This is a genomic window from Klebsiella sp. BIGb0407, from assembly GCF_024807845.1.
GTDB lineage: Bacteria > Pseudomonadota > Gammaproteobacteria > Enterobacterales > Enterobacteriaceae > JGM124.
The window spans coordinates 19,095-36,371 of the sequence record NZ_JANUEQ010000001.1 but is presented as its reverse complement, the minus strand read 5'-3'; the positions used below and the strand labels follow the sequence as shown (position 1 = coordinate 36,371).

Sequence of the window (17,277 nt, the reverse complement as noted above, 5' to 3'; positions counted from 1 at the left end):
GCCGGTTACAGGCGGAGTGAACTCCGCCTTTGACTGATGACTGTGCGTCAGCAACCGCGATCAGCACGACAGAGCCCTTTTCCAGGGTTCTGTCGCCTGGCAAAGACGTTTGGGGGAACCATGACCTATTTTATAGACCGGCGACTCAACGGAAAAAACAAAAGCGCGGTAAATCGCCAGCGTTTCTTGCGCCGTTACAAAGCACAAATCAAACAGTCCCTCTCAGGGGCAATTAATAAGCGCTCAGTCACCGATGTTGATAGCGGTGAGTCGGTCACTATCCCGAAAGAGAATATTAGCGAACCCATGTTTCATCAGGGAAGTGGCGGTCTGCGTCATCGCGTGCATCCAGGAAACGATCATTTTGTCCCCAATGACCGTATCGCACGTCCGCAAGGAAATGGCGGCAGCGGCAGTGGGAGCGGCCAGGGTGAAGCCGGTAAAGACGGTGAAGGCAGTGAGGATTTTGTTTTTCAAATTTCAAAAGATGAATATCTCGACCTGTTATTCGAAGATCTTGCCCTGCCCAATCTGAAACGTAATGCATACCGCCAGTTGACGGAATACAGCACCCATCGCTCGGGCTATACCGCCAATGGCGTGCCAGCCAATATCAGTGTGGTTCGTTCGCTGCAAAACTCCCTTGCCCGACGCACCGCATTAACCGCGGGTAAACGGCGCCAGCTTCATGAAATGGAAGATGAGCTAGAAACACTCAGTAACAGTGAACCCGCGCAGTTACTGGAAGAAGAGGAGCTACGCCGGGAAATCGCAGCACTGCGGGAGAAAATTGCCCGGGTTCCCTTTATTGATACCTTTGATTTACGTTTTAAGAATTATGAAAAACGCCCTGAACCCTCCAGCCGGGCTGTGATGTTTTGCCTGATGGATGTTTCTGGCTCAATGGATCAGGCCACCAAAGATATGGCTAAGCGATTCTATATTTTGCTCTATCTGTTCCTGAGCCGAAGCTATAAGAACGTTGAAGTCGTCTATATTCGCCATCATACCCAGGCAAAAGAGGTCGATGAACAGGAGTTTTTCTACTCGCAGGAGACCGGAGGAACCATTGTCTCCAGCGCACTGAAACTGATGGCCGAAATTGTTGAGGAGCGTTACGACGCCGCCCAGTGGAATATCTATGCGGCTCAAGCATCAGACGGTGATAACTGGGCAGATGACTCCCCCCAATGTCGGGAAATTTTAGTGAAAAAACTCCTCCCGACGGTGCGTTATTACAGCTATATCGAAATCACTCGCCGCGCTCACCAGTCCCTGTGGCTGGAGTATGAAAAACTGCAGGAAAGTTACGATAATTTCGCCATGCAGCATATAAAAGAACAGAGTGATATTTATCCGGTATTCCGTGAACTCTTTCAGAAGCAGGTTTCCCAGGGTAATGATTAACCATGCTAAATCAGTCAGTTAACTTTAGTTTTTCTGGCTGATTTCTTGAAATAGTTGATAATCAAACTTCCCTGTTTCTAAACTAAAATGGTGGCATATTGATGCCACCAGTGTTATAAAAACTAGCGATGTCTATCACCCGCCACGCAGGACGACCTGCTGTGCTTCGATTTTTTTGGAGGGACGACCCTCTTACAAATTTGCGAGGCTTAGCGATGAATGTTCTGATCTCTTTATTTACACTGGCTGGTATACTTTCCGGTTTTATTATTACCCAACTCCTCGTTCAAACCGGACTCAAACCGGGACTCAACGCTTTTTTAATCTGTTCTTCTCTTGTTCTCTGCTGCGGTGTCGCAGGTAATATTCTGGGTAAATTGACGCGATACCTTTTCAGCACGTCTAAAATCTGATGACAAAGAATGTATCCATAGATGCGTCTGGTTTACCCTCGTTTCTTCATGAAAACGCTTGCACAGGACGGCCTGTGGCAATGAATATTTTTCTCGGGACGACCCCGCAATTATAAAGGATGTCACCATGGCATGGTTATCTCTGGCTCTGGCCGGTATTTTTGAAGTGGTATGGGCGAGCGCCATGAAAGAATCTCATGGTTTCACTCGTCTGATTCCGAGCATTATCACGATGGCGTTTATGCTGATGAGTTTTGCTCTTCTGGCCTATGCGATGAAAACATTACCCCTGGGTACCGCTTATACGGTTTGGGTGGGTATTGGCGCGGTAGGCGCTTTTATTGTCGGGGTCACCGTGTTTGGTGAGGCGCTCAATCTTACTCGTGTTATTGCTGCTGGTTTGATTATTTCAGGCGTTGTCTTACTTAAAGTCGCAACCAAATAATTTCAGCTAGTGAGCGATAATGGTGCGGGTTATTTCCGAACGCACCATTATCGGGCGAAATATAAACGTGATGATCCCAGCGACGGCTCTTTACTCAGTCTCGTTATTAGTCAGCGTTTTAAGATAACGCCCGGGTGTCGTGCCCAGTGCTTTTTTAAACATGGTAATAAATGCTGTAGTCGAATCGTACCCCAGCGACTCGGCCACCTGCTGGACGTTTAGTCCCCCTACCAGCAATCGTAAAGCAATAATCAGCTGTAACTGCTGGCGCCAGCGTCGAAAATTAAGCCCGGTCTCTTTGACGATAAGACGGGCAAGGTTACGCTCACTCATCGCAAAGGTATCTGCCCAGCTTGAGAGCGGACGTTTATCCTGTAAATCTCGCGCCATCATATCCACCATCTCGCGGATCCTGGCGTTACCGGAAATCGGTAATTCCAGCTGCTCTATCGGCTGTTTCGGTAACTCATCAAATAGCACCTGAGTCAGACGCTGCACCATCGGGCAGTTAAGATTGTCATAGGGAATACTGGCGAGATGTAAAATCAGTTCACGCACCAGGGGCGAGATCTTTAAGGTACAACATTGCTCCGGCATCTCAACGCTACCGGGTTCGATAAATAAAAAGCTGAGTCTGGCATTAGCGGTAACACGATTACTGTGCGGCATATTACTCGGGATCCATACCGCATAATGGGTCGGAACCATCCACATCGCCTGTTGAACTTCCGTGGTTACACCGCCATGCAGCGCCAGAATCAACTGCCCTTTACGATGGAAATGAAAGGGGATCTCCTGACTGGTCTGTACCGTCCGCACTCTGAAAGCCAGCGCTGGCGCCGAGCTACTATCAGGATCAAAGCCGTCAAGATTTAAGCCACGTTCCATAGATTGTCCGAATTTAGCGATAATCTGTCATTTTATCTTGATTCATTCTCAGGATGAAACCTGTATCGTTACATTTCAGTATTTTGGATGATGACCATGAAAATAATAATTCCTGAGAGTAAAAAACACCGTCTGCTCATGTTAACGGGCATACTTATGATTGCCGGCACGCTGCGGGCCCCTTTTACCGGTATCGCTCCCCTTCTGGATATGGTTCGGGACAGTTTCTCATTAACCACCGCACAAATAGGACTGTTAACCACCATTCCACTGCTGGCTTTTGCCCTGGTATCCCCTTTTGTTGCGGGAATTTCACGTCGTTTTGGTAGTGAACGGACTTTATTTGCGGCGATGGTAATGATTTGTCTGGGTATTGCCATTCGCTCAGGTGGCAGCCCACTGTGGCTATATTTCGGTACCGCAATTATCGGCTGCGGCATTGCGATGGGGAACGTATTGCTGCCGAGTCTGGTAAAGCGTGACTACCCTGAAAGCATTGCCAAATTAACCGGGGCTTACTCTTTAACCATGGGGATTGCGGCGGCTATCGGTTCCGTAATGGTGGTGCCCATCGCGCTGTACGGTTTTGGCTGGTCCGGCTCCTTGCTATCACTGATGATTTTTCCGCTGCTGGCCATCCTTTTTTGGTTACCCCATCTGCGTAACCGATCCGGTGCAACCCTTTCGGGTAATCCGGCTTTAAAAAATCGTGGAATTTGGTCTTCTGCTCTGGCCTGGCAGGTGACGCTGTTTCTTGGGATTAACTCGTTTATCTATTATGTGGTCGTGGGCTGGTTGCCCTCTATCTTGATAAGCTTTGGGTATAGTGAACAGCAGGCGGGTTCATTGCACGGCGTGTTACAGCTCGCCACCGCGGTTCCTGGCCTGGTGGTGGGTTTGATCCTCAGTCGTCTAAAAGATCAGCGCGGTATTGCTATTCTGGTAGCATTGTTCTGGTGTACTGCGGTATCCGGAATGGTGTGGTTTCCGCAACTGGCGATATTATGGATAGCATTGGGCGGCTTTGGTTCCGGTGCCGCACTGATCCTCGGGCTATCTTTTATCGCTTTACGTACCGGGTCAGCACATCAGGCTGCTGCGCTCTCGGGAATGGCACAGTCTATTGGTTACCTGCTGGCAGCTGCTGGTCCGCCATTAATGGGTAAAATTCATGACCTTTCCGGCAACTGGTCCTGGCCACTGATGGTATGCGCAGTACTGGCGATTGTAATGGCCATATTTGGAGCCTATGCCGGACGCCCCATTCAAATTCACGAATAACCTCTTAAAACAGAAGCCTTATTCTGGCATTAACCAGGATAAGGCCTGCAATAAATCAGTATCTTACTGCCCTGCTTGTTCCTTCGCTGCCTTCAGGAATGCCAGGACCAACGGCGATGGCTGGCCATTTAGCGCCCGACGTTCATGCTGAAATAAAGTGGCAACAAAGAATGGATGTCCGGTCAGCTCAACGGCTCGAATATCACCCTGCAGGTCCCAGCCCACGGGCATCAGCGAGCTGGCGTTCAGTTCAACAGCAAACTGAGGATCAATGCCATAGTTACAGTGATACCCCTCGTGAATGCTTGTCTCACCATAGGCCATCGCTGTCGCTGAGTTATCTTTCAGGATAATTGTGTCGGACTTTTCCACCAGAGAACAAATCAGCGGCGAAATCACCATCCTCCCTCCGGTTGCGGTTTCTGCATGTCCGGCATCCTGCCAGCCCATTACATTGCGCGCATATTCCAGAATTGCGTGCTGAAATCCACCGCAGGTGCCTAAAAAAGGCCGCTGATGTTCACGGGCATAACGAATCGCGGATAATGCGCCCTGTTCATTTTGATAAGGGCTCGCCGGCACACACCAGATAGCGTCATAACCCGCCAGGTCTTCCGGTGATTTAACGTCTGTAGTCGGTCGCCAGTGCCAGCGGATATCAATGCCGAGGGTGTCCGCGCTTTGTGCTAACGCCTGAGGAATGGCCTGATGGGCGATTACCGCGGGGTTATAGTCGCCGACTAAAGCAATACTGAGTGAGGCCTGAGGAAGAATCGTCATCGAGGGAGTTCCTTATGTGCATGGTTAACAGAACAGCATAAGGAACATCAGGCTAAGCCACTTTGACAAGGCTTGCAAGAGAAATTCAGTGCAAGGTTACCTGATAAAGATCCCCTCTCGCTCTGCTATACTTAACCTTATCAAGGCAAATACAGGTGAACGCATGATCCAGTGTAAACGTGTCTACGATGTTCCTGAGAAAGAGGATGGCTACCGTGTTCTGGTTGACAAACTGTGGCCGCGCGGTGTCAAAAAAACCGATCTGCTCTATGATGAATGGGCCAAAGACTTAACCCCTTCCAGTGAATTGCGCACCGCATTTCATAATGAAACTATCGATTTTGCTGAATTTAGTCGATGCTACCGTGCCGAACTGGCAGAGCACCAGCAAACCGCCTGGATTCTGGCGGAACGCAGTAAAAACGGGCCAGTCACGCTGCTGTATGCCGCAAAAAACACCCAGCAAAATCATGCGCTGGTGCTGGCTGATTTTTTACGCAACATGATCTGAGTGTTCAATGCTGTCCCTGTTGTGCAAGCGTAATCTCATTGACAAAATCAATGAATATCTTGGCTTGTGCTGACAGTTTATGATTTTTTCGGGTCAAAATATAATAGGCCTTATGATGACGAACTTTATGTTGTGGTAAGGGCAAGACCAACTGACCGGACGCCAGTAACTCTTTGACCAGAGTATAACCACAGAGTGCAACCCCCACGCCCGAGACGGCTAATTGCATTAAAATATTTGACTCACCGACAATATGGCCGCTGCTGAGATGAATATCTTTACATGGGTGATACTTTAACCAAAATCGCCAGTCTGAATAATCCCGTTCATGCAGAATTCTCACCCGCGCTAAGTCTTCAACCGTTTGGATATTATGCTGTTGCATATATTTGGGTGAACAGACCGGGTAATAATCCAGGCTTGAAAGAAACTGAGCATCAAAACCGTCCCAGACCCCTTCCCCCCATTTAATGGCTAGTTCTGTACCCACGGCAAAATCAAGATGATGGGTTGTGAGCGCCTGCCTGAAAATAATATCCTGGTTTTTATCCAGAAACAGAGGCAATTCTGGCGATAAAACAACCCTATTCCAGACAGGTTCTGTTTCGATGATCAAATGGCGATTACCAGAGTAGCTGGTATAGCCTTCCAGTACGCCCAACATCTCATCAAAAGGCGACTGTATTTGTTCAAGTAACATCTTTCCTGATTCTGTTAATTCAACTTTCTTTGAGTTTCTAAAAAATAATGTTGATTTTAAAAGATCTTCTAGCTTCGCAATACGCTGGCTCACAGCAGACTGAGTGAGGCGTAGCTCACGTGCTGCGAAAGTAAAACTACTATTTTCAGCAACGCTTTTAAAAGCCAGTAACCATGCCAGCTGTGGAACGCGTGTTATTTTATCACTCATTTGTTATCCATGAATTAGCATTTTTAATAGTTCTATAAGTAAAACGGGTTGGTATCTCAGTTGGCAAGCATTTTAAATAGTATTTGAGCAGTATATTGCTTTACATAAAATATCCATAACTGATGGAAACGACTATGAATAAGAAATAGATACATCACAAGATAACAATATTGTCGTCAGGAATGATTTATTCCTCATCTCCGTAAGCATTATCGTCGTTATTTTTACCATTATCTTACTCATGATGTACCCTGTATCATCTCAGCAAATTGCCGGTAATCTATTCAATGGTTTAACGAATTCCATTGGGTCGATTGTTCAATTATTAGGTTTTTCATGCGTCATTATGGTCATCATTATTGCATGCAGCCGTGCCGGTGATATTAAACTGGGTGAAGGTAAACCCGAATATTCCAATGTCAGTTGGATATTTATGTTTATCTGTGCGGGATTAGGCTCTGCAACCATGTACTGGGCTTTTATGGAATGGGCATATTATTACAATACCCCAGGCCTTAACATCACCGCAGAAAGCAAAGAAGCCCTGCGTACCAGCCTGTCGTATGTGTTCTTCCACTGGGGATTAACGCCCTGGTCAATTTATGCTGTTGCTTCACTGGCAATGGCTTATCACTTCTATGTCAATAAATCGAAGGGGCTGAATCTGTCCTCGCTGATTTCATCGATTACTGGTATTTCCGATAAAGGCCCTCTTGGAAAAGTTATTGATCTGATCTTTCTGTTCTCAACCTTCGGGGGTTTAGTTCTGACGACAACCATCACCGTAGGGACGGTATCAGCAGGGATTTCAGAAATTTTTGGTATGCAAAACAGCTTTATGCTGAAGCTGATTCTGCTGGCCATTATCACGCTGACCTTCTCGTTAAGTTCATATATTGGAATAGATGGTGGCATGCAGAAACTGGCAAAAGCCGCCTGTGGCATGACGCTGGCTTTTGGTGTCGTGGTCTTACTGTTAGGTAAAACATCCTTTATTGTTGATAACTTCGTTAATAGTCTTGGCCTGACATTGAGTAACTTCGTCAAAATGAGTCTCTTTTCTGACCCTATTGATCAAGGCAGCTTCAATAAAGACTGGACAGTATTCTACTGGCTATACTGGATAACCTATACGCCAGGCGTCTCTATTTTTATCACTCGTGTGTCTAAGGGCCGCACTATTCGTGAAGTGATACTCGGCCTGATTTTAGGTGGCTGTGCCGGTTGCTGGTTCTTCTTTGGTAGTTTAAGTGGCTATGCCATCGATTTATTTAATAGTGCATTGGTTAACGCACCCGCGATGCTGCAAGTTAATGAAGGTGAAGCCGCCGTGGGTCACCTGCTCATGCAATTACCGCTAGGGACGATGTTTAGTCTGTTCTATTTTCTGTTAATGATGGTATTTCTGGCCTCTCACTTAGATGCAACAGCCTATACGGTTGCAGCGGTGACCACCAAAGGCTTGCACCAGGGACAAGATCCGGCCCGAAGCCTGCGTGTATTCTGGTGTATCATGTTGGGCCTGATCCCGCTGGCGATGCTCTATATCAACGCTTCGCTCTCCACTTTGAAAACAGCAGTAACCCTGACTGCCGCCCCCTTTATTATCATTCTGATTATCTGTGCAATTGGGCTAGTTAAATGGCTAAAAAATCATTCTGTTAAGCAGGAAGCAAAATAATGAAAATCATTGATGTTGAGGTTATTTGGTTACGTGTCCCGGCGCTGACCGAAGCTTGTGAATGGGGTGAGGACGCGGTCATTATTAAAATCACCACAGATAATGGCATCGTCGGTTATGGTGAGTCGGATAGCTCCCCACTGGTTATTAAGTCGATAATTGAAACACCGGCATCACATTCAACCTGCCGGGGGTTGCGCGAAATTCTGATCGGTAAAAATCCGTTAGAAATCTCAAAACTGTGGGATGAGATGTTTACTGGCAGTGAGTATATGGGTCGTCGAGGAGCTGGTATTCACGCAATCAGCGCTATTGATATCGCCCTATGGGATATTGCGGGTCAGTATTACAATGTCCCTGTACATATTCTTTTAGGCGGGAAATATCGTCAGCATATCAACGCCTACGGGACCTTTATTCCGGCAAATAACGATGATGAGACCTGCCAAAAAGCAAAAAACTTAGTTGCGCAAGGTTTCGATAGCATTAAATTTGGTGGCAATAATTTCGGCGTTGATGCCCGGAAAGATTATGAAACCGTACGTCGGGTACGTGAAGCTGTCGGCAATAAAGTCGACTTAGCCATTGATCTGGTCGGACTCTGGCGTAACTTTTCTTACGCACACAGCCGTGCTGAAATGTTAAAGGAGTTTAATCTTAATTGGATCGAAGAACCTGTGCCTTCAGACAGTTTGAAATGCTATCGTCGTTTATCCGAAACACTCGCGATTAAAGTCACGGGGGGTGAAGGTTTAACCCATTATTCTGAATTTAAACAATTTATTGAAGAAGCCAATCCTGCGATAGTACAGCCAGATATTACCCGCTGCGGTGGTATCAGTGAAATAAGAAAGATCAATCAGTTAGCCGAGAATAATGGTGTAAATTTAGTCCCGCACGGTTTTAGTACCGGGATACTTTTGCATGCCACTATTCAGTTCTTAGCGGCAACCCGATTCGGCGACTTAATTGAGTATTCGCAAAGTGAAAGCCTCATCTATAAGTATTTAGTCAAAAATAAGACCCCCGTAGTAGCCGGTAAAGTAGCCGTCTCTGATGCTCCGGGATTAGGTCTGCAATTAGACCAGGACTTTATCAACGAGTATCGTGTGAAATAGCCTGCGAGCTCAGCGAAAAAGGAACAGACAACACTGTTCCTTTTTTAATCAAAATGAACGTTGCTGGGCCATTCGGCATCCGTTTATCCAACAATGAGATCCCTGCGTCAGAACAATATTGTCGCTGCTGATTTTGCAAATTTTAGACCTAAATACAATTTTTTAAAAAAATATCATTTGTTGCTTGCTAACCGTCTCCAGTAAGGATAGTTTCAGTTCTGCGGTGATATGGAATGCTCCTTATTCTATATTCCGTATATGCCTATTTATTCCTCCACTGGAGGCACCGAAACCACTTTAAAATGATTCGGTTGTGCACCCAATTATATTAATGATGATAGCCTTGTGGTGACCCGACGTCTGTCGGGTTCTCTTCATCTCTATTTGAACGGTTTTCCCACTTAGCCCAATTCCTCTCTCTGATACTTATTAATCTCAGCATTTATCAGGAAGGAAAATAGAACCATGCGGTTTTAATGAGCTTATTTTCTATTTCAAAAACGGCAACACTCGCCAAAGGTTCAGGGGTGAGACCATAAATATATTCATGATCAAAAACCTTATTCCCGAGGACAATCCGCGATAATAACTCTGCTTTTAATGCCGGGTTATTGAAGCGGTTATTAATATAGAATTCCTTCAGCGCAACCTTACCCACCATCGATGGCGATTCAGCTGGCATTCGGTAACCTTTAAAATCATCAGCAAAGCAGGCGATAAATGCATCAATGTCATGTGCATTATAAGCGATAAACTGTGCCTCAACCGGAGACTCAACTGACATTTCAGCACCTCATTAGTCGTTTCATTTTTGTCATTCATGCATTTCTGTCATGTTGCCAGGATGATGCATGAAATGTAGCTAACAATATGAATGATAACTATTATTTAACTTAAAAAGAAGATTTATAACGAAAAGACTGTTGATTTCATGACCCAACATGAAAATCTCTCATGTTGTAATGAAATTAAATCACTTTTACTCAACCAATGGCTCAGGCATAACAATATCCATTGTTGTGAATAAAAAGCAATATGAAGATTAATGAGTGGGAATGCCATAAGAAAATCGGAAATCCCTTAAAAAAGCAAGAAATAAAAACAGATTTATCTATAGGATGTCAGATTACAATGAATAAAGATTTTACTTTCAAGATTAAAAGCATTTGTTTCGATGAGAATTATAACCCCTCAGGAAATACGCGTATCACCACTAATTTTGCAAACCTGGCCCGAGGAGCAAGCCGTCAGGAGAATTTGCGTAATACTTTAAAGATGATTGACAATCGTTTCAATTCTCTTGCCCACTGGGATAACCCGGAAGGTAACCGTTATACGGTTGAACTGGAAATCATCTCTGTTGAGATGAATATTGATAGCGCAAACAGTGAGCACGCGCTGCCATTAATTGAAATATTGAAAACCAATATTGTTGATCTGAAAACCAACGAACGTATTGCTGGCATGGTGGGAAATAATTTTTCCTCTTATGTTCGTGATTATGACTTCAGCGTATTACTTTCTGAGCATAATAAAGCCAGCAACACATTTAGTGTCCCGGATGATTTTGGCATCCTGCACGGCAATTTATTTAAATGTTTCGTTAACTCAGACACTTACAAAGATAATTTTGCTAAAGCACCGGTTATCTGTCTCAGTGTCTCAAATACTAAAACCTACGTTCGTACCGAAAATACCCACCCGGTACTGGGCGTTGAATACCAGCAAGATGAGTATTCTTTAACGGATGAGTATTTCAATAAAATGGGTCTGAAGGTTCGCTACTTTATGCCTGCCAATAGTGTTGCCCCTCTGGCATTTTACTTTTCTGGTGACTTGCTGAGTGATTACACTAATCTTGAGCTTATCAGCACCATCAGTACCATGGATACTTTCCAGAAGATTTATCGTCCTGAGATTTATAATGCGAATTCTGCAGCCGGGAAAAATTATCAACCCAGTTTAAAACATCAGGATTACTCATTAACGCGCATTGTTTATGACCGAGAAGAGCGTAGCCAGTTAGCGACTGAGCAGGGAAAGTTTGTTGAGGAAATCTTTATCAAACCCTACCAGACAATTCTTGAGCAGTGGTCCGCTCAGTACGCACACTAATTAATCTAAAATAAGGTCATCTATTATGAAACGTTTATTACCGACTTCTACTGCAGGCAGTTTACCGAAACCATCATGGCTGGCACAGCCTGAAACGCTCTGGTCACCGTGGAAATTACAAGACCAGGAGCTCATTGACGGTAAGCAAGACGCCTTGCGCCTGTCATTACAAGAACAGCTGCTGGCAGGTATCGATATCGTCAGTGACGGCGAGCAAACGCGTCAGCATTTTGTCACCACTTTTATTGAACATCTTGACGGTGTTGATTTTGAGAAACGCGAGACGGTCAGAATTCGTAATCGCTATGATGCCAGTGTCCCGACTGTCGTGGGTGCCGTCGCGCGTAAAAAACCGGTCTTTGTTGAAGATGCTAAGTTTTTACGTCAGTTAACCCAGCAACCTATTAAGTGGGCACTGCCGGGGCCGATGACCATGATCGACACTCTGTATGACAATCATTATAAAAGCCGCGAAAAGCTCGCCTGGGAATTTGCCAAAATTCTTAATCAAGAAGCCAGAGAGTTGGAAGCTGCCGGTGTCGATATCATCCAGTTTGATGAGCCAGCATTTAATGTCTTCTTTGATGAAGTGAATGACTGGGGTATTGCCACGCTGGAAAGAGCCATTGAAGGCCTTAAGTGTGAAACTGCAGTACATATTTGCTACGGTTATGGCATCAAAGCCAACACGGACTGGAAAAAAACGCTGGGTTCAGAGTGGCGTCAATATGAACAAGCTTTCCCTAAGCTACAAAAATCAGCTATCGATATTATCTCACTGGAATGCCAGAACTCACGTGTACCCATGGATTTGATTGAACTTATCCGTGGCAAAAAAGTGATGGTCGGTGCTATTGATGTAGCGACCAATACCATTGAGACTGCAGAAGAAGTCGCTAATACTCTGCGTAAAGCTCTGCAGTTTGTCGATGCCGACAAGCTCTATCCATCGACCAACTGTGGCATGGCTCCACTTCCACGTCAGGTGGCAAGAGGTAAATTGCAGGCGTTGAGCGCGGGTGCGGAAATCGTACGTAACGAACTGCTGGCAAAATAATATCGCCCGTTGTCAGAGTAACTAAAGCAACTCAGTCCGGAATAAGCGAGTTCAATTATTCCGGACTAAATATATCACCCGCCATCATGGCATATTGTTTCTCATGCTTAATCAGCCACTCTTTACGCGCCATTCCGCCACCGTATCCCGTCATAGTGCCATCTTTACCAATAACCCGGTGACAGGGAATAACGATTGCCACCCGGTTTGCACCATTTGCACTGGCGACAGCGCGTACGGCTGTGGGTCTTTCTATCTGCTCTGAAAGATGCTGGTAATGTGTCGTCTGACCATAGGGAATAGCCCGTAAACCCTGCCAGACATTGCGCTGAAAATCACTACCCGGGGTATCAAGCAGGAGATCAAACTGCTGCCGGGCACCTTGAAAATACTCACCGATCTGTTGCTCGGCTTGCCGGGTATGGCTGTTTTCACCCGACATAATCCTCGCTTTCAATAAACGCTGAAGGTCACGAAACTCGGTTTCCAACATTCGACGATCCGTGAATTCCAGCAAACATATTCCACGCTCCGTTGCGCAGACAAACATCGGCCCGAGCGGGGTGGTAAAACGGTGGATCAGGATAACGCCACTGGCTCCAGTCGGTGCCGTTCCGGTCATCCGTTTATAGGTATAACCAAAACCACTTAATGACTCATAGCCACTATCAAAAGCGACATCAGTGGCCGATCGCCCTGATTTTAATTCCTGAATCGCCACATTCACGCGCTGCATGCGCTGGAATGCCTGAAAAGTGATACCGTGATTCTGAAGGAACCAGCGCCGTACTCTTTCCGGGCTAAGTCCGTGAGCACGCAAACAGGCATCAGTAATACGCACTTTAGGCTGCCCACGAACCAACTGAAGAGCTTGTTCAATATATACCGGAGCACTACAGGCATTTTCTGTGGGACGGCAAACTTTACAAGGACGAAAACCTGCTGCAAGTGCAGATTTAACATCGCGGTAAAACAGGACATTTTCCCGTTTCGGTTTACGTGCCCGGCAGACCGAAATACAAAATACTCCGGTCGTTTTAACCCCCACAAAAAACACGCCGGTATAATCTGAAGCCCGTTCCAGCAATGCCTGATACCAGACATCACACTGAGTATTATCGGTAATTTCCATTAGCTAAATACTCCTGAAAAGGACTGTTGGGATTTAATTTGCTGCATCATCTCTTCGAGCTTCGATTGCAAACAAGCATGAACAAAATTCCCCATAGAAATCCGCTTAACGCCTGCCTTCCATAGCAATTCAAACGAGGCTAAATCCGGCATACACATAACGTTTAAGGGTAAAACAATCTCACGGCTCAGGATAGCCATCTCATTTTCCGCCGTCAGGCAGGGAACAAAGAGGCCATCCGCACCAGCCTGCCGATACAGCTGACCACGCAATAGTGTTTCTTGCAATGCCTGTTCATGATTAAGCAGATAAGTATCGGTGCGCACATTGATAAATAAACGCAGATTTTCTTTTGCAAGATAACTGCGAATATCTTGTAAACAAGCAGCAAAGGTCTCAGCACTGGCAAGCTGCCTTACCCCCTCGGTGACGGTACTGTCCTCAATATTAATACCCGCGACTCCCGCCCGAACGAGACGTTTAATATTATCAGCGATTGCGCTAGCCGTTTGCCCAAAACCCGCTTCAATATCAACACTTAATGGCAGGCTGGTTGCCGATTTAATACGGGAGACAATATAGAATAATTCATCAAATGATATTGCCTCCCCGTCCTCATAACCCAGCATAGCGGCAATAGCCGCACTTGATGTTCCCAAGGCCTGGTATCCCGCTTGCTGTGCGGCACGGGCACTACAGACATCCCAGACATTGGCAATCAGTAAGGGGTTGTTTTGATGATGAAGCTGAGTGAAATCCACGATAATCTCCTGTTGTTGTCCCGGATAAATCTAGAACTTCAGCCCGGAATCAACAACCGAAAATCGGACGACCATTTTTAGGAGTCTATTCTTCGTTATTTGACAGTCAGAATTTTAGCGATAGCGCAACTTATCTTCTTCCGTAATTTTTCTGATAATTCTGGCGGGATTACCCGCAACAAGTACACCGCCGGGGACATCCCGGAGCACCACGGCACCCGCGCCAATCACCGTATCAGACCCAATAGTGACGCCGGGAAGAATGTTGACACCCGCCCCTATCCAGACATTATTCCCTATTGTTACCGGATATGCGTACTCAAGCCCCTTATTTCGGCGTTCTGTATCGAGAGGATGCCCTGCGGTATAGATCCCAACATTCGGGGCAATAAACACGTTATCGCCGATTGTGACCTTAGCACCGTCAAGTACGGTAAAATTAACGTTAGCGTAGAAATTATCACCAATTTCAATGTTATAGCCATAATCGCAATAGAAAGGTCCCTCTATCGTGATATTAGCCCCCTGCTTACCGAGTAAACTGCCCAGAATTTCACTTCTTAGCTGTTTCTCAGTAAAAGGTGTATGGTTGAAATTAAAAATCTTTAATTTCGCCTCGTCGCGCTTGCTGAGCAGGTCGTTATCATAGTTTGCATCGTATAACATACCTGCGGCAGCTTTTTCCGCTTCGTTCATCTGGCACCTCCTGAATGATCTGAAAAAGGGCTTAATATGCCCAAATCGGTACATAGTGTTTCGTAGAAGAGAAGGATTAAATCATTATGTGTACGAGTGTACATATAAAATGATAAATGTATAGCCGTATGAAGAAAGAAGAGAACTACGATATGGATGATAACAACCACAAAGATGCCGTTAAGGTGACTGGCCGCCGTAAACGCCGTTATGATCCTTCACGGCGCGAACGCCTTATCGCCGTCACATTAGAAGCCATTGAAAAACATGGAATAACCGGCACGTCCTCAAGGAAAGTTGCCGAAATGGCCGATGTCTCTCTGGGGTCGCTAACCTATTACTTTGAAAGTATTAACCAACTGATCGAAGAGGCATTTACTCAACTCTCTTTATCAATAAGTAATGAGTTCTGTGAAATGCTGGCGGCTGCCAAAACACGGGAAGAAGCGTTAACTGCAGTCGTGGATATCATCGATCAAAAGATTTGGGGCTCACAGGGTACGCTAACGCTCAGCTTTGAACTCTATACCTTTGTGTCCAGAAATCCTCAGTTAAAGAGCCTGCCTCAAAGCTGGATGAAACAAAGCAGAGCGGCATTAGAACAGCACTTTACGCCAGCCACCGCGCGGGTTATCGATGCCTTTATCGAAGGTATCGGCATACATAATTATTTTGACGAACAACCGATGACAAGGGCAGAAATTGAACGGGTGATACGGCTGATAGCCTCTGCCGGATGAGAGTACCCTTGTATCAGTATCCAGACTCGCTAAGCCTGAAATGAACAAATCTCAGAATCCGGAAAGAGTAATGACCATTAATAAACAACCTGAACTCTTTATCGGCTGGGATGTTGGCGGTTGGAACTGTGATAAAAACCCTAACAGTCGCGATGCTATCGTCATCATTGACCGTCAAAAACATTTGGTCGGCAAACCCTGGAGGGGTAATTTACGTGAAGTTATCAATAATACAGATAACGCGCGTGATTTTATTCTTGCTCTCCAGTCCTGCTGTTCAGATGACAATACAAAGACTAACCTTTCCGCTATGCTGGCAATTGATACACCTCTGGGATTTTCACGCCCTTTTATCAATTTGCTCACTACCGGGGTCACGGCTGATTGTGTCGGAGCCTCAACAGCAAATCCCTACCTGCACAGACAGACCGAGTTTTTCTTATTTAAAAATGGTCTCAGCCCGCTTTCCCCGGTTAAAGATATGATAGGAAGCCAGGCGACAAAAGGCCTTCATGTTCTTAATCGATATGGACTCCAGAGAACATCCTGCGGCGTATGGGAGGATAGACATAATCTTACTGCCATCGAGGCTTACCCCTCAGCGTGTAAAGATTCACGGTTAATGAAAGAGATGGTTACAGACATTCTGGAACAACAAATTAAAGAAAATTTCCCACATCAGGATCATTGTGATGCTCTGATTTGCGCACTCACCGGATGGCTTTATTTCTTCAGCCCCGAAAAATTGATACAACCAACCGTTGATTTAGATCCTATCGAAGGATGGATATTTGCACCGGCAGATGGAATCGTTAAGTAGATATCATTTGAGTACAGCCAGGTAGTAATTGTGTCCGGGAGATATGCCTACTCACTGGGAGCGCTCAATGCTATCTCAACATGGATAACGGACCAGAAATGTGAAAACGGATAAGAAAACGGCTATTTCACTTTTAAAGTGTCATTAAAAAAAGCCGTCATATCTGCATTTATATCACGGTAAATTGAGGCCCGATCCACGCCCTGGCGATCGAGCAGAGAGCCGGCATAACGCGATTCATGTCAACTGAACATGGAGACAAAAAGGTGAAATGACCAGCATCAGGAATAATTTTTAACGTTGCGTTGATCTCTTTTGCCAGTGATAGCGCATTTTCATCAGGTGATAATTCCTCATCTTTATTTCCGGTAAAGATAAGCAATGGAGCCTTAATTGAGTTTAATTCTTCAGGACTAAAAATAACGCTTAAAGGAGCGAGCAAAACAAAAGACTTAATACGTTTATCAGAAAACGGAAGCAATTCCGGATATTCAATCCTGATATTTCCTCTGGCTTCACAGA

Annotated in this window: 18 protein-coding genes; 10 read left to right on the top strand and 8 right to left on the bottom strand. The window is 45.5% G+C overall.

All coding sequences use genetic code 11. From position 1 onward, the window contains the following. The first annotated feature begins 120 nt into the window (after positions 1-120). Together M2387_RS00160 and sugE are read left to right on the top strand one after the other, a co-directional pair. Complete coding sequence (locus M2387_RS00160; RefSeq protein WP_259046478.1) at positions 121-1,407, top strand: YeaH/YhbH family protein; 1,287 nt, start codon at positions 121-123, stop codon at positions 1,405-1,407. Positions 1,408-1,947: 540 nt separating this feature from the next. Continuing rightward, positions 1,948-2,265, top strand: a complete 318-nt coding sequence (gene sugE, locus M2387_RS00155) for a quaternary ammonium compound efflux SMR transporter SugE (protein WP_259046477.1) — start codon at positions 1,948-1,950, stop codon at positions 2,263-2,265. Positions 2,266-2,355: 90 nt separating this feature from the next. Here the strand turns inward: sugE and M2387_RS00150 are convergent, their stop codons facing one another. Next, entirely contained in the window at positions 2,356-3,153 is a 798-nt protein-coding gene (locus M2387_RS00150; protein ID WP_259046476.1) for an AraC family transcriptional regulator, read from the bottom strand. A gap of 96 nt (positions 3,154-3,249) precedes the next feature. On the opposite strand from M2387_RS00150, the gene M2387_RS00145 reads away from it, so the two are divergent. Further along, complete coding sequence (locus M2387_RS00145; RefSeq protein WP_259046475.1) at positions 3,250-4,434, top strand: CynX/NimT family MFS transporter; 1,185 nt, start codon at positions 3,250-3,252, stop codon at positions 4,432-4,434. A gap of 63 nt (positions 4,435-4,497) precedes the next feature. Here M2387_RS00145 and M2387_RS00140 read toward each other — a convergent pair whose 3' ends face one another. Then, positions 4,498-5,214: a CTP synthase C-terminal region-related (seleno)protein gene (locus tag M2387_RS00140; RefSeq protein WP_259046474.1), complete on the bottom strand. Its 717-nt coding sequence runs from the start codon at positions 5,212-5,214 to the stop codon at positions 4,498-4,500. Between the two features lie 163 nt (positions 5,215-5,377). Here M2387_RS00140 and M2387_RS00135 point away from each other — a divergent pair, with 163 nt between their 5' ends. Next, on the top strand, positions 5,378-5,725 hold the full coding sequence (locus M2387_RS00135; protein ID WP_259046473.1) for a DUF488 domain-containing protein: 348 nt from the start codon (positions 5,378-5,380) through the stop codon (positions 5,723-5,725). Positions 5,726-5,729: 4 nt separating this feature from the next. On the opposite strand, the gene M2387_RS00130 is transcribed toward M2387_RS00135, so the two are convergent. Further along, the gene (locus M2387_RS00130) at positions 5,730-6,635 is read right to left on the bottom strand and encodes a LysR substrate-binding domain-containing protein (RefSeq protein ID WP_259046472.1); all 906 of its coding nucleotides are present in this window, start codon (positions 6,633-6,635) and stop codon (positions 5,730-5,732) included. 145 nt (positions 6,636-6,780) lie between these two features. Here M2387_RS00130 and M2387_RS00125 point away from each other — a divergent pair, with 145 nt between their 5' ends. Continuing rightward, positions 6,781-8,316 (top strand): BCCT family transporter, encoded by a 1,536-nt coding sequence (locus M2387_RS00125; protein WP_310572760.1) that lies wholly within the window; start codon positions 6,781-6,783, stop codon positions 8,314-8,316. Beyond that, the gene (locus tag M2387_RS00120; RefSeq protein ID WP_259046471.1) at positions 8,316-9,434 is read left to right on the top strand and encodes a mandelate racemase/muconate lactonizing enzyme family protein; all 1,119 of its coding nucleotides are present in this window, start codon (positions 8,316-8,318) and stop codon (positions 9,432-9,434) included. Before M2387_RS00125 ends, M2387_RS00120 begins: the two co-directional genes overlap by 1 nt. A 445-nt stretch (positions 9,435-9,879) precedes the next feature. On the opposite strand, the gene M2387_RS00115 is transcribed toward M2387_RS00120, so the two are convergent. Beyond that, positions 9,880-10,218, bottom strand: a complete 339-nt coding sequence (locus tag M2387_RS00115) for a nuclear transport factor 2 family protein (protein ID WP_259046470.1) — start codon at positions 10,216-10,218, stop codon at positions 9,880-9,882. 347 nt (positions 10,219-10,565) lie between these two features. Here M2387_RS00115 and M2387_RS00110 point away from each other — a divergent pair, with 347 nt between their 5' ends. Together M2387_RS00110 and M2387_RS00105 are read left to right on the top strand one after the other, a co-directional pair. After that, on the top strand, positions 10,566-11,549 hold the full coding sequence (locus M2387_RS00110) for a DUF1852 domain-containing protein (RefSeq protein ID WP_259046469.1): 984 nt from the start codon (positions 10,566-10,568) through the stop codon (positions 11,547-11,549). 25 nt (positions 11,550-11,574) lie between these two features. Beyond that, complete coding sequence (locus tag M2387_RS00105; RefSeq protein ID WP_259046468.1) at positions 11,575-12,606, top strand: methionine synthase; 1,032 nt, start codon at positions 11,575-11,577, stop codon at positions 12,604-12,606. Between the two features lie 55 nt (positions 12,607-12,661). Here M2387_RS00105 and M2387_RS00100 read toward each other — a convergent pair whose 3' ends face one another. From M2387_RS00100 to M2387_RS00090, 3 genes are all read right to left on the bottom strand, one after another. After that, entirely contained in the window at positions 12,662-13,738 is a 1,077-nt protein-coding gene (locus M2387_RS00100; RefSeq protein ID WP_259046467.1) for a bifunctional transcriptional activator/DNA repair enzyme AdaA, read from the bottom strand. After that, the gene (locus tag M2387_RS00095) at positions 13,738-14,499 is read right to left on the bottom strand and encodes an isocitrate lyase/PEP mutase family protein (RefSeq protein ID WP_259046466.1); all 762 of its coding nucleotides are present in this window, start codon (positions 14,497-14,499) and stop codon (positions 13,738-13,740) included. The genes M2387_RS00100 and M2387_RS00095 overlap by 1 nt, the downstream gene beginning before the upstream one ends. A gap of 114 nt (positions 14,500-14,613) precedes the next feature. Next, on the bottom strand, positions 14,614-15,195 hold the full coding sequence (locus tag M2387_RS00090; RefSeq protein WP_259046465.1) for a sugar O-acetyltransferase: 582 nt from the start codon (positions 15,193-15,195) through the stop codon (positions 14,614-14,616). 128 nt (positions 15,196-15,323) lie between these two features. Here M2387_RS00090 and M2387_RS00085 point away from each other — a divergent pair, with 128 nt between their 5' ends. Further along, entirely contained in the window at positions 15,324-15,935 is a 612-nt protein-coding gene (locus M2387_RS00085; protein ID WP_259046464.1) for a TetR/AcrR family transcriptional regulator, read from the top strand. Between the two features lie 70 nt (positions 15,936-16,005). Continuing rightward, the gene (locus tag M2387_RS00080) at positions 16,006-16,755 is read left to right on the top strand and encodes a hypothetical protein (RefSeq protein WP_259046463.1); all 750 of its coding nucleotides are present in this window, start codon (positions 16,006-16,008) and stop codon (positions 16,753-16,755) included. Between the two features lie 169 nt (positions 16,756-16,924). On the opposite strand, the gene M2387_RS00075 is transcribed toward M2387_RS00080, so the two are convergent. Further along, positions 16,925-17,236, bottom strand: coding sequence for an alpha/beta hydrolase (locus M2387_RS00075; protein ID WP_259046462.1), 312 nt, complete (start codon positions 17,234-17,236; stop codon positions 16,925-16,927). Positions 17,237-17,277 lie beyond the last annotated feature (41 nt).

Coding starts and splice junctions, on each gene's coding strand:
- M2387_RS00115 (WP_259046470.1), bottom strand. CDS start 10,218: ATGTCAGTTGAGTCTCCGGTTGAGGCACAGTTTATCGCTTATAATGCA.
- M2387_RS00120 (WP_259046471.1), top strand. CDS start 8,316: ATGAAAATCATTGATGTTGAGGTTATTTGGTTACGTGTCCCGGCGCTG.
- sugE (WP_259046477.1), top strand. CDS start 1,948: ATGGCATGGTTATCTCTGGCTCTGGCCGGTATTTTTGAAGTGGTATGG.
- M2387_RS00110 (WP_259046469.1), top strand. CDS start 10,566: ATGAATAAAGATTTTACTTTCAAGATTAAAAGCATTTGTTTCGATGAG.
- M2387_RS00160 (WP_259046478.1), top strand. CDS start 121: ATGACCTATTTTATAGACCGGCGACTCAACGGAAAAAACAAAAGCGCG.
- M2387_RS00100 (WP_259046467.1), bottom strand. CDS start 13,738: ATGGAAATTACCGATAATACTCAGTGTGATGTCTGGTATCAGGCATTG.
- M2387_RS00080 (WP_259046463.1), top strand. CDS start 16,006: ATGACCATTAATAAACAACCTGAACTCTTTATCGGCTGGGATGTTGGC.
- M2387_RS00105 (WP_259046468.1), top strand. CDS start 11,575: ATGAAACGTTTATTACCGACTTCTACTGCAGGCAGTTTACCGAAACCA.
- M2387_RS00150 (WP_259046476.1), bottom strand. CDS start 3,153: ATGGAACGTGGCTTAAATCTTGACGGCTTTGATCCTGATAGTAGCTCG.
- M2387_RS00085 (WP_259046464.1), top strand. CDS start 15,324: ATGAAGAAAGAAGAGAACTACGATATGGATGATAACAACCACAAAGAT.
- M2387_RS00145 (WP_259046475.1), top strand. CDS start 3,250: ATGAAAATAATAATTCCTGAGAGTAAAAAACACCGTCTGCTCATGTTA.
- M2387_RS00130 (WP_259046472.1), bottom strand. CDS start 6,635: ATGAGTGATAAAATAACACGCGTTCCACAGCTGGCATGGTTACTGGCT.
- M2387_RS00090 (WP_259046465.1), bottom strand. CDS start 15,195: ATGAACGAAGCGGAAAAAGCTGCCGCAGGTATGTTATACGATGCAAAC.
- M2387_RS00140 (WP_259046474.1), bottom strand. CDS start 5,214: ATGACGATTCTTCCTCAGGCCTCACTCAGTATTGCTTTAGTCGGCGAC.
- M2387_RS00135 (WP_259046473.1), top strand. CDS start 5,378: ATGATCCAGTGTAAACGTGTCTACGATGTTCCTGAGAAAGAGGATGGC.